Source organism: Pseudoxanthomonas sp. UC19_8, from assembly GCF_042700505.1.
GTDB classification, from domain to species: domain Bacteria; phylum Pseudomonadota; class Gammaproteobacteria; order Xanthomonadales; family Xanthomonadaceae; genus Pseudoxanthomonas_A; species Pseudoxanthomonas_A winnipegensis.
In genome coordinates, this window is record NZ_CP170559.1 from 2,133,535 (window position 1) to 2,146,232 (window position 12,698).

A 12,698-nucleotide genomic window follows, 5' to 3' on the forward strand; every position below is an offset into this window, starting at 1 on the left:
TCAGCGGAACGGCATGCCGCCGCGACCGCCGCCGCCGCCCATGGCGCCCATCATCCCGCGCATGCCGCGCATCATGCCCTTCATGCCACCGCGGCCCAGCTTGCCCATCATCTTTTCCATCTGCGTGAACTGCTTCATCAGCTTGTTCACGTCGGCCGGCTGGGTGCCCGAGCCCTTGGCGATGCGCGCGCGGCGCGAGCCGTTGAGCAGCGCCGGATTGCGCCGCTCCTTCTTGGTCATCGAATTGATGATGGCGATCATGCGCGGCACTTCCTTGTTGCCGGCGACCTGCGCCTTGAGGTGCTCGGGCACCTGGCCAGGCCGGGCAGCTTGTCCATCAGCGCGCCGATGCCGCCCATGTTCTGCATCTGCTCGAGCTGGTCGCGCATGTCGTTGAGGTCGAACTTCTTGCCCTTGGCGACCTTCTCGGCGAGCTTCTGCGCCTTGTCCTTGTCGACCTGGCTCTCGACCTGCTCCACCAGCGACAGCACGTCGCCCATGTCCAGGATGCGGCTGGCCACGCGCTCGGGATGGAACACGTCCAGGCCGTCGGGCTTCTCGCCCACGCCGATGAACTTGATCGGCTTGCCGGTGATGTAGCGCACCGACAGCGCCGCGCCGCCGCGGGCATCGCCGTCGGTCTTGGTCAGCACCACGCCGGTCAGCGGCAGCGCCTCGGAGAAGGCCTTGGCGGTGGTCGCCGCGTCCTGGCCGGTCATCGAATCGACCACGAACAGCGTCTCGACCGGCTTGACCGCGGCGTGCAGCGCCTTGATCTCGGCCATCATCGCCTCGTCGATGGCCAGGCGACCGGCGGTATCGACGATCAGCACATCGGTGAAGGACTTGCGCGCGTCCTCGATCGCGGCGCGGACGATGGCCTCGGGCTGCTGCGAGGCATCGGAGGGGAAGAACGGCACGTCGACCTGCTGGGCCAGCGCCTTGAGCTGCTCGATGGCGGCCGGGCGGTAGACGTCGGCCGAGACCACCATGACCTTCTTCTTGCGCTTCTCCTTCAGGTGCTTGGCGAGCTTGCCCACGGTGGTGGTCTTGCCCGCGCCCTGCAGGCCGGCCATCAGGATCACCGCCGGCGCCGGCACGTTGAGGTTGAGGTCCTGGGCGGTGGAGCCCATCACCGCGGTCAGCTCGTCGCGCACGACCTTGATCAGCGCCTGGCCGGGCGTCAGCGACTTCAGCACTTCCTGGCCGACCGCGCGCACCTTGATGCGCTCGACCAGGGCCTGGACCACCGGCAGGGCGACGTCGGCTTCCAGCAGGGCGATGCGCACCTCACGGGTGGCCTCGCGGATGTTGTCCTCGGTCAGGCGGCCGCGGCCGCGCAGGCGCTCGATGGTGCCGGACAGGCGCTGGGTCAGGGATTCGAACATGGGGGCAACCGGAAAGCGGACGCGAAGCGGGCGCGCAGTATATCCGGGTGGGTTTTGCGGCCGGGTGGGAATGAGGAGCGAGCTGAGCCTTCTCAACGCGGCTTGTGCCTCTCCGTGCGCGCCCCATCCCACCGCCCGTCCAACAAGAATGGTTCTCGAAAAGCGGAGCCGCGTGCGACACTGCGCGCCATGGGGTTCGTCCTTCCTTCCTGTGTCCTGTACCTGCTGGCGACCCTGTTGCTGGTACGCGCCGTCGCGCCCGACGCCGCCGGGCCGACCCGCGCCTGGCGCCTGCCGGCGCTGCTGGCCATCGCCCTGCACGGCGGCTACCACCTGTGGGTGGCCTGGCGCACGCCGGGCGGGCCGGACATGCATTTCTTCGCGGCCCTGTCGCTGGTCAGCCTGGGCATGGCGGCGATGACCGCCTTGGTCGCGCGCGGCCGCATGGCGGCGGTGGGCGTGGTGTCCTTCCCGCTGGCCGCGCTGCTGCTGGCCGTCTATCACGGTTACGGCCACCGGCCCTCCTCCGGCCTGGACTGGCGCCTGCAGCTGCATGCCTGGCTGGCGCTGCTGTCCTACGCCACGCTGGCGGTGGCGGCGCTGCTGGCGATCATGCTGTGGGTGCAGGAGCGCGCCCTGCGCCGGCGCGAGTTCCACGCCTGGCTGCGCGCACTGCCGCCGCTGACCGAGCTGGAGACATTGCTGTTCCGCACGATCGCGGTGGGTTTCGCCCTGCTGACCGCCACGCTGCTGACGGGAATGATGTTCGTGGAGAACCTGTTCGCCCAGCACCTGGTGCACAAGACCGTGCTGAGCGTGCTGTCCTGGCTGGTCTTCGGCGGCCTGCTGCTTGGGCGCTGGCGGCGCGGCTGGCGCGGCACGACTGCGGTGCGCTGGACCTTGGTGGCCATGGCGCTGCTGCTGCTCGCGTTTTTCGGCAGCAAGGCGGTGCTGGAGCTCATCCTGAAACGCACCTTATGAGCTGACCGTTCTGTCAGCAGAATGGCGCGACGCGGCATTCCATTGCTGAAACAATATTTGCATTGACAAATATCTCACCCGCGCGGATCATGCCGCGCCATGAATTCCCCCGCGTCCATCTGCCCGCCCGCGAGCGGGTCCTCGCTCGGCCTGCTGATCCGCCAGACGCGTGACGCGATCTGGGAAGCGATGGAGCGCGAGCTGATCGCCGCCGGCCACGACCTGACCTTCAGCCAGTTCGTCACCATCAAGAAGCTGGCCGACGGCATCGCCAGCGTCACCGACCTGGCGCGCGCCGCCGAAGTGCACCCCGGCGCGATGACCCGCCTGCTCGATCGCCTGGAGGCGCGCGGCCTGGTCACGCGCAAGGCCGATCCCGGCGATCGCCGCGCCCTGCACATCCACCTGACCGAGGCCGGCACCGCCATCTGGCAGGACATCAACCTGTGCGGCCAGCGCGTGCTGCAGCGCGCGACGCGCGGCATGTCCGAGGCCGAATCCAGCGAACTGATGCGCCTGCTCGAGCAGGCGCGCGACAACCTCACCTCCGAGACCGATTGACCATGTCCACGTCCGTTCCCCCACGCCTGCACGGCAGGCTCGCCGCGGCGCTGGCCTGCGCGCTGGTGCTGGCCGGCTGCGCCAGCAGCCGCGGCCTGACCACCAGCGGCCAGCCGCTCGACGCAGACACCCTCGGCGCGCGCCAGGTCCTGGGCGCGGATGCCTTCAGCGCCGCCGCCTTCCCGCGTCAGGATTGGTGGAACGCGCTGGGCGATCCGCAGCTGGACGGCCTGATCCGCGAGGCCCTGCAGGGCAATCCGTCGCTGGCCGCGGCCGACGCGCGCCTGCGCCAGGCCAAGGCCCAGGCCGGCCTGGCCGACGCGCAGCGCAAGCCTACGCTCGACGCCACCGGCGAATACAGCGGCGTGCAGCTGCCCAAGGGCCTGGCCGGTCCGGAGATCGGCGGCGATGTGATGTGGGCCAACGTGCTGATGCTCGACTTCAAGTGGGCGCCGGACCTGTGGGGCGGCCAGCGCGCCGCCTACGAGGCCGCCGTCGGCCAGGCGCGCGCCGCCGAAGTCGACGCCCAGGCCGCCCGCCTGACCTTGTCGGCCAACATCGCCCGCACCTACATCTCGCTGTCGCAGGCCTACGAGGCGCTGGACGTGGCCCGCCGCGAGCAGCAGCGTTCGGGCCGCCTGCGCGACCTGAGCCAGCAGCGCGTCGATGCCGGCCTGGACAACAACCTGCAGCTGCGCCAGGCCGAGAGCACCATCGCCAGCGCGCGCCAGCAGGAACAGGCCGCCCAGCAGCAGATCGATGCCCTGCGCAACGCGCTGGCCGCGCTGCTCGGCAAGGGCCCGGACCGCGGCCTGGCCATCGCCCAGCCCAAGCTGCTCGCCGCGCCCGCGCCGTCGGTGCCCGGCGTGCTGCCCAGCGAACTGCTCGGCCATCGCGCCGACGTGGTCGCCGCGCGCTGGCGCGTGGAGGCCGCCAACCGCGGCATCGACGCGCGCAAGGCCGCCTTCAAGCCCAGCGTGAACCTATCGGCCATCGTCGGCCTGGCCTCGGCCAACCTGTCGGACCTGTTCGACAGCGATGCGGTACTGGGCCTGGGCGGGCCGGCGATCAGCCTGCCGATCTTCGATGGCGGTCGCCTGCGCGCCAACCTCGACAACGCCGACGCCCAGTACGACCTGGCTGTGGCCAGCTACAACGGTGCCCTGGTCGGTGCCATGCACGAGGTCGCCGATGCGGTCCAGTCGGCGCGCTCGCTCGATGCGCAGGTCGCCTCGCTGACCGCGGCGCGCGATGCGGCGCAGAAGGCCTACGACCTAGCCTCCAACCGCTACGACGCGGGCCTGGGCACCCAGCTGGACGTTCTCTCCGCGCAGCGACCGCTGCTGCAGCTGGAACAGCAGCTGGCCGATCTCCACGCCCGCCGCTACGTCGCCGTGGTCGATCTCGACCAGGCCCTGGGCGGCGGCCTGCCGCTGACCGCGCCGACTCCCTCTTCCACCAATACCGCCGATACCTCCACGCCATGAACTCGCAGACTCCCAACGCTCAGGCCGGCGCACAGCCGCCGAAGAAGAGCAACCGCAAGCGTTCCCTGCTTATCCTGCTCCTGGTGATCGTCGTGGCCGGCGTGGGCTGGATCGCCTACGAGCTGCTGTACGGCCGCTGGCACCAGAGCACCGACGACGCCTACGTCGCCGGCAACATCGTCTCGATCGTGCCGCAGACCATGGGCACGGTGGTCAGCATCGACGCCGACAACGGCATGAAGGTCGAGGCGGGCCAGCCGCTGGTGCACCTGGATCCCAACGATGCCCAGGTCAGCTACGACCAGGCCGTGGCCAACCTGGCCGGCACCGTGCGCCAGGTGCGCGGCCTGTACAGCAGCGTGGAGTCCAGCGAATCGGACCTGCGCGCCCGCCAGGTCGCCGTCGATCAGGCGCGCGCCGACGTCAAGCGCCGCGAAGGCCTGGTCGCCACCGGCGCGGTCTCGCGCGAGGAGCTGGCCCACGCCCGCGACATCCTGGCCTCGGCCGAGGCCGCCCTGGGCGGCGCGCGCGGCAACCTGCAGCGCACCCGCGCGCTGGTCGATGCCACCACCGTGTCCAAGACCCCGCAGGTGCAGGCCGCGTCCTCGCAGCTGCGCCAGGCCTATCTCAATCTGCAGCGCACCGCGATCCTCGCGCCGGTCTCGGGCTACGTGGCCCAGCGCCGCGTGCAGCTGGGTCAGCAGGTCCAGCCGGGCACCACGCTGATGACGATCGTGCCGATCGACCAGGTGTGGATCGAGGCCAATTTCAAGGAAACCCAGCTGGGCAAGATGCGCATCGGCCAGCCGGTCGAGGTGCGTGCCGACCTGTACGGCGATGACGTCACCTACCAGGGCAAGGTCGACAGCCTGGGCCTGGGCACCGGCAGTGCGTTCTCGCTGCTGCCGGCGCAGAACGCCAGCGGCAACTGGATCAAGATCGTCCAGCGCCTGCCGGTCAAGATCGTGCTCGACCCCAAGCAGCTGCAGTCCCACCCGCTGCGCATCGGCCTGAGCACGGACGTCAACGTGAGCCTGAAGGACCAGAACGGCCCGGTCCTGGCGCCGGCCCGCCCGGCCGATGCCAAGCCGCTGATGACCACGGCCGCCTACAACAAGCAGTTGGCCGACGCCAACCAGCTGATCACCTCGATCATCGAGCAGAACCTGCCCGAGTCGGCCAAGACCAACTGAGCGCGCACTGATGTCCACCATCGCCGAAGACGCGGGCGGCGGCGGCGCGCCGGCCGCCCCCAAGCCGGCGGCCCAGCCGTTCCGCCCGCCGAACATGGCGCTGACCACGATCGGCCTGGCGCTTGCATCGTTCATGCAGGTGCTGGACACGACCATCGCCAACGTCTCCCTGCCCACCATCTCGGGCAACCTGGGCGCCAGCGCCAACCAGGCCACCTGGGTCATCACCTCGTTCGCGGTGAGCAACGCGATCGCGCTGCCGCTGACCGGCTTTCTGACCCGCAAGTACGGCGAGGTGCGGCTGTTCACCCTGGCCACGCTGGCCTTCGTGGTCGCCTCCTTCCTGTGCGGCATCGCCAACTCGATGGGCCTGCTGGTGGTGGCCCGCGCGCTGCAGGGCTTCGTCGCCGGCCCGATGTATCCGGTGACCCAGGCGCTGCTGATCTCGATCTATCCACCGCACAAGCGCGGCCAGGCCATCGCCCTACTGGCGATGGTCACGGTGGTCGCGCCGATCGCCGGCCCCATCCTGGGCGGCTGGATCACCGACAACTACAGCTGGGAATGGATCTTCTTCATCAACATTCCCATCGGCATCTTCGCCAGCTTCGTGGTCGGCCGGCAGATGAAGGGGCGGCCCGAACAGCTGCAGTCGCCGAAGATGGACTACGTCGGCCTGGCCACGCTGATCCTGGGCGTGGGCGCGCTGCAGATCATGCTGGACCTGGGCAACGACGAGGACTGGTTCAACTCGACCAAGATCGTATGGCTGACCATCGTGGCGGTGCTCGCGCTGACGGTGTTCGTCATCTGGGAACTGACCGAGAAGGATCCGATCGTCAACCTGCGCCTTTTCCGCCACCGCAACTTCACCGCCGGCACGCTGGCGATGGTGCTGGGCTATGCGGCGTTCTTCTCCATCGGCCTGCTGGTGCCGCTGTGGCTGCAGCGCAACCTGGGCTATACCGCGCTGTGGGCGGGCCTGGCCTCGGCGCCGCTGGGCGTGCTGCCGGTGCTGCTGACGCCGTTCGTGGGCAAGTACGCCTCGCGCTTCGACCTGCGTCTGCTGGCGAGCTTCGCGTTCTTCGTCATGGCCTCCACCAGCTTCCTGCGCTCGGGCTTCAACCTGGACGTCAACTTCGGCCGCGTGGCCGAGGTGCAGCTGATCCAGGGCCTGGGCGTGGCGCTGTTCTTCATGCCGGTGCTGACCATCCTGCTCTCGGACCTGGAGCCGCATGAGATCGCCGCCGGCTCGGGCTTGGCCACCTTCGTGCGCACGCTGGGCGGCAGCTTCGCCGCCTCGCTGACCACCTGGGCCTGGAACCAGCGCACCACCGTGCACCATGCGCAGCTGACCGAGCACATCAACGCCTACGATCCGGCCATGCAGCAGACCGTGAACCAGCTTGGCCGCGGCGATCTGCAGACCGGCGCGGTGGCGTTGAACCAGATGATCGGCCAGCAGGCCGCGCAGATCGGCTTCAACGAGATCTTCCACCTGCTGGGCATCGTCTTCCTTTCGATCATCGTGGTGGTGTGGTTCGCCAAGCCGCCGTTCGCGGCCAAGGCCGGCGGCGGCGCGGCGGCCGGCGGCCACTGAGGTCGGCGCCTTTCGCACCACGACAAAGGGCCGCAGCGATGCGGCCCTTTGCTTTTGGCGTCACTGCCAACCGCCACACATCGTCGTTCCCGTGGACGCGGGAACCCAGCGACTCTCGCACTCAGGCAGCCAGGGCACTGGATTCCCGCGTTCGCGGGAATGACGGGCCGTTCCCAGCCGTCCCGCCCCGCGCTTACAGGATCCCGATCTCCTTCAGCCACTGCTCCAGCAGCACCGGCCACATCTTCACCACCGGATGCTTGGACGGGCGCAGCCCGAAGGCATGGCCGCCCTTGGCGAACAGGTGCACCTCGGCCGGCACGCCGGCCTGCTCCAGCGCGCGCGCATAGACGGTGCTGTTGCAGATATCGTCGACCGGGTCGTCCCAGTCCTGCAGCAGGAAGGTCGGCGTCGTCCGCGCGGTGACCTTGAAGCCCGGGGCGAACTTGCCCTCGCGGCACAGGTGCCCGGGATAGGCCGCGATCGCGAAGTCCGGCCGGCTGCTGAGCTTGTCGGCCGCGTCCACCGGCGCATAGGTCGAAGTGAAGATGTTGCTGGTCTGCGCCACCAGATAGCCACCGGCGGAGAAGCCGATCACCCCGACCTTGGCCGGATCGATGTGCCACTGCGCCGCGTGCGCGCGTACCAGGCGGATGGTGCGCTGTGCGTCCTGCAGGGCGAACGGCGTCCTGGGCGTAACCGCGCAGTTGCAGTCCTTGTCGTAGTGGTGGTTGCCGCCGGGCACCCGGTACTTGGACAGGATGCAGGTCATGCCGTGCGCGGTGATCCAGTCGCAGATCTCGGTGCCTTCCAGGGTGATGGCCAGCATCACGAAGCCGCCGCCGGGAAAGACCACCACGGCCGCGCCGGTATTGCGTCCTTTCGGCGGGTAGACCGTCATGGTGGGGACGCTGACGTCGAACACGCCCTGCGACACGTCGCCGCCGAGCGCATCCGGCGTGAGCTTGGTCAGCACGCGCTCGGGCTTGCGCGTGGTCTCTTCCGGATCCGGCGCGGCATGCGGCCAGATCGGCAGCTGCGTCGTGCCTGCGGGCGCCTGCCACACCTCGACACGTGCGACTTCTTTCGAAGAAGGATTGGCCGGCGCGGCCAACGCCGCACGGCCGGACAAGCCAAAGACAACCGCTGCGCACACCACGCCATACACGATCCGATGCATGTTCCGACGCCTTCCGACTGAGAAAAAAGGTCGGCGCTATAGTCTGATCCGCCCCGTACGCGCGCAAAGGATGTTATCTCTTGGCAGCTTCAAGAAGATCTCATGTGCCCATGGGGCCGTCGGTGTCGTTGAACGCGCTCAAGGCCTTCGAAAGCGCGGCGCGGCATCTGTCCTTCACCCTGGCCGCCGACGAACTCTCGGTCACGCCCGCGGCCATCAGCCACCAATTCAAGTCGCTCGAGGACCGGCTCGGCGTGCGCCTGTTCCGGCGGACCTCCAAGGGCCTGGTCATCACCGACGAAGGCCTGGCCCTGGTGCCGACGCTGAGCGATACCTTCGCCCGCGTGGGCCGCCTGCTGGAGCAGTTCGAGCACGGCCACCGGCGCGAGGTGTTGACCGTCAGCGTCGTGGGCACCTTCGCGATGGGATGGCTGTTGCCGCGCCTGCGCGACTTCGAGGCGCAGCATCCGTTGGTCGACCTGCGCCTGCTGACCAACAACAACCGCGTGGACGTGGCCGGCGAGAGCCTGGACTTCGCCATCCGCTTCGGCGACGGCGCCTGGCACGGGCTGCAGGCCGAATGCCTGCTGGACGCGCCGCTCTCGCCGCTGTGCTCGCCGGCGACGGCGGCGCGCCTGCAGACGCCCGCGGACCTGAAGGACGTGCCGCTGCTGCGTTCCTACCGGCCGCAGGACTGGCCGGCCTGGTTCCAGGCCGCCGGGTGCGCGCCGGTCCCACTGCGTGGCCCTGTCTTCGATGCCTCGACGCTGATGGCGCACGCGGCGATCGACGGGCACGGCGTGGCCCTGGTGCCGCCGTGCATGTTCGAGCGCGACCTCGAAAGCGGGCGCCTGGTCCAGCCGTTTCCGGTCATGGTCAGCACCGGCGCGTACTGGCTGACCATGTTGAAGCGTCGTCCGCTTACTCCGGCGATGACGAGCTTCAGAAGATGGCTGCTGGCGCAGCTGCCCGGGCCGTAGCAGCGCGGCCGGCTAGCGCAGCAGGACCACTTCCTCGGCGCTGGTGGGATGGATGGCGACCGTCTCGTGCAGGTCGTCCAGGGTGGCGCCCAGCTTCACCGCCACCGCGAAGCCCTGCAGGATCTCGTCGGCGCCCTCGCCCATCAGGTGCACGCCGACCACGCGCCGCTCCGGGCCCACGCACACCAGCCGGAACAGGCTGTGCTGCGGCGCGTCGGCCAGCGCATAGAGCATCGGTCGGAACGTGGTCGAATACACCTTCACCGCGTCCTGGCCGAACTTGGCCTGCGCCTCCTTCTCGCTCAGGCCGACGCCCCCCATCGGCGGGTGCGAGAACACCACGCTGGGGATGTTGGCGTAATCCAGCTTGGCCTGCGGCTTGCCGCCGAACAGCCGGTCCATCAGCCGGCGCGCGGCGGCGATCGCCACCGGGGTCAGCTCGACGCCGACGTCGGTGACATCGCCGATGGCATGGATGTTCTCCACGTTGGTGTCCTGCCACTCATCGACCTGGACGTAGCCTTCGTCATCGGTGCGCACGCCCACGGTCTCCAGACCCAGGTCGTGCGTATTGGGCGCGCGGCCGGTGGCGAAGATGACGCAGTCGTATTCGCCCGGCATGGGACCGGTGTCGGTGAGCACGCGCGTGGCCTGGCCGTGGCGTTCCAGCGCGGTCACCTGCATGTCGAAGAACAAGCGGATGCCGCCCTGGCGCAGGTTCTCGGCCAGCTGGTGGGTCAGCCCGCGGTCGAAGGCCTGCAGCAGACACGGGCCGCGCACGAACAGCTCGACCTGGCTGCCCAGCGCCTGCAGCACCCCGGCCAGCTCGACGGCGATGTAGCCGCCACCGACGATCGCCACCCGCGGCGGCGCCGAGCACAGGTTGAAGAAGCCATCCGAATCGATCGCCAGCTCCGCGCCGGGGATGTCCGGCCGCTTGGGATGACCGCCGGTGGCGATCAGCACATGCCGCGCCTTGAGCTCCAGTCCGTCCTCGCAGCGCACGCCGCCCGGCATCAGCCGGCCGCGCGAGGGAATGCGGTTGATGCCGCCCTTGTGCAGGCGGCGGCGGTAGCTGTCGTGGATGCCGGCGATGTAGCGCTGGCGATGGACCACGAACTCCTGCCAGTCCAGCGGCCCATGCTCGATCGGGAAGCCCAGGTCGGCGGCCATGTCCAGATGCCGGGCGATCTCGGCGGCCAGCCACATCGCCTTTTTCGGCACGCAGCCGACGTTGACGCAGGTCCCGCCCAGTTCGCCCGGCTCGAGCAGCGCCACGCTGGCGCCGTATTCGGCCGCGCGGAAGGCGCCGGCCAGCCCCCCGGAGCCGCCGCCGATGACGATCAGATCGAAGGCGCTGTCAGCCGCTGCCTGCATGGATGTTCACTCCGCTCGGGTCTCAGGGTCGTTGCACAGCATGCCCAAGCCCCGGCCCACGACGGGTGAGGACAAGGCGACTCATCTCTATCCGGCGCGGCGCGGCGGCCGCGCATAGGCCAGCGCGCGCAGCGCCCATTCGGCCGGCCCGGGAAGCCCGCGCTTCTGCCACCACCGGCTCAGGACAAGCTGCAGCGCGAACAGGGCCAGCGCCAGCGGCAGCTGCCAGCGTCGCGCCAGCCCGAAGGCCCCGAATCCATAGCCATAGAAGAGCATGGTGAACACCAGCGACTGCAGCAGATAGTTGCTCAGCGCCAGCCGGCCGGTCGCGGCAAGCGCCGCGCACAGGCCGGTCAGCGAGGGGCGCCCCTGCAGCCAGCGCAGGGTCCAGGCCACGTACCCCAGGCAGATCGGCAGGCTCGCCGCCGACGCCAGCGCCGCGCCCAGGCAGGTCCGCGCATCGGTACGCCCCGGCCCGATCCACGGCGCCAGCCACACCGCCAGCCCCATCGCACCCAGGCCCAGCGGCAGCGCGATCCAGCGCATCGCCTGCAGCGCGCGCGCATGCCGCGCCGGTTCGGCCAGCACCCCGCCCAGCCAGCCGCCGATCAGGAACAGGCCGAAGACCTGCGCCCCGTAGATCGGCAGCACCTGCAGGTTCGAGACGAAGTCCTCCAGCCGCTGGCGCGTGGCGGCGAGGTAATCGCCGTGCGCGTAGGCGCCGATCTGGGCCTGCGCCTGGGCGTGGGCGTGTACGGCCTGTTCGTGCAGCGCCTGCTGCCAGGCCGGATCATGGGCCAGCGATGCGCCCATCGCCGCCACGCCCAGCATCAGCCCGGCCGGCACAAGGAACAACGCCACTCCGATCCACGCCAGCACGCCGCCGATGACCTCGCGGAAGGCCAGCAACAGCAGCCCGCACAGCGCATAGGTCACCAGGATGTCGCCGGACCAGACCAGCAGCGCGTGCGCCAGCCCGATCAGCAGCAGCCCCGCGCAGCGGCGCAGCCACACCGGGCCCAGCGCCCAGCCCTCGCGCTCGGCGCGCACGGCCAGGCCGGCGAAGCCCGCGCCGAACAGCAGCGAGAACAGCGCGATGAACTTGCCCTGGACCAGCACATAGATCGCCGCGTCCACCCAGCGATCCGCGCCGGACAGCGCCGGATCCACGCCGGTGCCCATCGACGCCGGAGGGCCGGCGAAGCCCTCCAGATTCATCAGCGCGATGCCCAGCAGCGCCAGGCCGCGCAGCATATCCATCGCCGGCAGGCGCGCGCGCTCGCCCAGCGGTGCGGGCAGCGCCGTCACGGCGGAGTCAGGGCGCATCGCGCCGGCCGCAAACGACGACGGCCCGCATCACGCGGGCCGCCGCAAAGCTTGCACAAGCAAGCGCATGGCTCAGTGCTGGTGGCCACCATCGCCGTGCACGTGACCGTGCTCGATCTCCTCGGGCGAGGCCTCGCGCACCTCGACGATCTCCACGTCGAAATGCAGGTCCTTGCCGGCCATCGGGTGGTTGAGGTCCACGTCGACCACGCTCATACCCACCTTCTGGATGGTCACCGCGCGCGGGCCGAAGTTGGTCTGCAGCACGACCTGCTGGCCGGCGGCGAGCTTCTGGCCGCCGAAGTGCTTCTTGGGCACGCGCTGGCTCAGGCCATCGCGGCGCTCGCCGTAGGCCTCGGCCGCGGCCACGTCCACGCCGAAGCTTTCGCCGGCTTCCTTGTCCATCATCGCCGCCTCCAGGCCGGGGATGATGTTGCCGTGGCCGATCAGGATGGCCAGCGGCTCGCGGTCCTTGGAGGACTCCAGCGGCTCGGCGCCGACTTCGGACACGGTGTAGTGGAAACGCACGACGCTGTCTTTGGCGATTTTCATTGCAAACTCTGGTGAAGGCCGCGGTGGCGCGGCAGGGTGCGCGGCTTGTCCGCCGCAGGGCGTGCGGACCACA

At 69.7% G+C, this 12,698-nt stretch carries 10 protein-coding genes and 1 pseudogene; 6 read left to right on the top strand and 5 right to left on the bottom strand.

Annotated features, from left to right (window positions below; translation table 11 throughout):
• A pseudogene (gene ffh, locus ACFJIT_RS09315) lies at positions 1-1,388 on the bottom strand (signal recognition particle protein).
• A 189-nt stretch (positions 1,389-1,577) separates the two neighbouring features.
• Here ffh and ACFJIT_RS09320 point away from each other — a divergent pair.
• From ACFJIT_RS09320 to ACFJIT_RS09340, 5 genes are all read left to right on the top strand, one after another.
• Positions 1,578-2,369 carry an inner membrane protein YpjD gene (locus ACFJIT_RS09320; RefSeq protein WP_130523671.1) on the top strand — a complete coding sequence of 264 codons (792 nt, stop codon included), beginning with the start codon at positions 1,578-1,580 and terminating at the stop codon, positions 2,367-2,369.
• Positions 2,370-2,468: 99 nt separating this feature from the next.
• A complete protein-coding gene (locus ACFJIT_RS09325; protein ID WP_130519036.1) occupies positions 2,469-2,930 on the top strand; it encodes a MarR family winged helix-turn-helix transcriptional regulator in 462 nt (153 codons plus the stop codon).
• Between the two features lie 2 nt (positions 2,931-2,932).
• Positions 2,933-4,417: an efflux transporter outer membrane subunit gene (locus ACFJIT_RS09330; protein ID WP_337052158.1), complete on the top strand. Its 1,485-nt coding sequence runs from the start codon at positions 2,933-2,935 to the stop codon at positions 4,415-4,417.
• Positions 4,414-5,610, top strand: a complete 1,197-nt coding sequence (locus ACFJIT_RS09335; protein WP_379655672.1) for an efflux RND transporter periplasmic adaptor subunit — start codon at positions 4,414-4,416, stop codon at positions 5,608-5,610. Before ACFJIT_RS09330 ends, ACFJIT_RS09335 begins: the two co-directional genes overlap by 4 nt.
• Before the next feature lie 10 nt (positions 5,611-5,620).
• On the top strand, positions 5,621-7,210 hold the full coding sequence (locus ACFJIT_RS09340; RefSeq protein ID WP_379655673.1) for a DHA2 family efflux MFS transporter permease subunit: 1,590 nt from the start codon (positions 5,621-5,623) through the stop codon (positions 7,208-7,210).
• A gap of 193 nt (positions 7,211-7,403) precedes the next feature.
• On the opposite strand, the gene ACFJIT_RS09345 is transcribed toward ACFJIT_RS09340, so the two are convergent.
• The gene (locus ACFJIT_RS09345; protein WP_379655674.1) at positions 7,404-8,390 is read right to left on the bottom strand and encodes an alpha/beta hydrolase; all 987 of its coding nucleotides are present in this window, start codon (positions 8,388-8,390) and stop codon (positions 7,404-7,406) included.
• 110 nt (positions 8,391-8,500) lie between these two features.
• On the opposite strand from ACFJIT_RS09345, the gene ACFJIT_RS09350 reads away from it, so the two are divergent.
• Positions 8,501-9,370 carry a LysR family transcriptional regulator gene (locus tag ACFJIT_RS09350; protein ID WP_379655675.1) on the top strand — a complete coding sequence of 290 codons (870 nt, stop codon included), beginning with the start codon at positions 8,501-8,503 and terminating at the stop codon, positions 9,368-9,370.
• Between the two features lie 12 nt (positions 9,371-9,382).
• On the opposite strand, the gene gorA is transcribed toward ACFJIT_RS09350, so the two are convergent.
• The 3 genes from gorA to ACFJIT_RS09365 form a co-directional block, all read right to left on the bottom strand.
• Complete coding sequence (gene gorA, locus ACFJIT_RS09355) at positions 9,383-10,747, bottom strand: glutathione-disulfide reductase (protein WP_379655676.1); 1,365 nt, start codon at positions 10,745-10,747, stop codon at positions 9,383-9,385.
• A gap of 87 nt (positions 10,748-10,834) precedes the next feature.
• The gene (locus tag ACFJIT_RS09360; protein WP_379655677.1) at positions 10,835-12,073 is read right to left on the bottom strand and encodes a DUF418 domain-containing protein; all 1,239 of its coding nucleotides are present in this window, start codon (positions 12,071-12,073) and stop codon (positions 10,835-10,837) included.
• Positions 12,074-12,145: 72 nt separating this feature from the next.
• Positions 12,146-12,625 carry a peptidylprolyl isomerase gene (locus ACFJIT_RS09365; RefSeq protein WP_130519048.1) on the bottom strand — a complete coding sequence of 160 codons (480 nt, stop codon included), beginning with the start codon at positions 12,623-12,625 and terminating at the stop codon, positions 12,146-12,148.
• Positions 12,626-12,698: the final 73 nt, after the last annotated feature.

Bases quoted from the DNA above. Each gene is read 5' to 3' on its own strand.
- ACFJIT_RS09365 (WP_130519048.1), bottom strand. From the start codon at position 12,625: ATGAAAATCGCCAAAGACAGCGTCGTGCGTTTCCACTACACCGTGTCC.
- ACFJIT_RS09325 (WP_130519036.1), top strand. From the start codon at position 2,469: ATGAATTCCCCCGCGTCCATCTGCCCGCCCGCGAGCGGGTCCTCGCTC.
- ACFJIT_RS09345 (WP_379655674.1), bottom strand. From the start codon at position 8,390: ATGCATCGGATCGTGTATGGCGTGGTGTGCGCAGCGGTTGTCTTTGGC.
- ACFJIT_RS09360 (WP_379655677.1), bottom strand. From the start codon at position 12,073: ATGCGCCCTGACTCCGCCGTGACGGCGCTGCCCGCACCGCTGGGCGAG.
- ACFJIT_RS09330 (WP_337052158.1), top strand. From the start codon at position 2,933: ATGTCCACGTCCGTTCCCCCACGCCTGCACGGCAGGCTCGCCGCGGCG.
- ACFJIT_RS09335 (WP_379655672.1), top strand. From the start codon at position 4,414: ATGAACTCGCAGACTCCCAACGCTCAGGCCGGCGCACAGCCGCCGAAG.
- gorA (WP_379655676.1), bottom strand. From the start codon at position 10,747: ATGCAGGCAGCGGCTGACAGCGCCTTCGATCTGATCGTCATCGGCGGC.
- ACFJIT_RS09320 (WP_130523671.1), top strand. From the start codon at position 1,578: ATGGGGTTCGTCCTTCCTTCCTGTGTCCTGTACCTGCTGGCGACCCTG.
- ACFJIT_RS09340 (WP_379655673.1), top strand. From the start codon at position 5,621: ATGTCCACCATCGCCGAAGACGCGGGCGGCGGCGGCGCGCCGGCCGCC.
- ACFJIT_RS09350 (WP_379655675.1), top strand. From the start codon at position 8,501: ATGGGGCCGTCGGTGTCGTTGAACGCGCTCAAGGCCTTCGAAAGCGCG.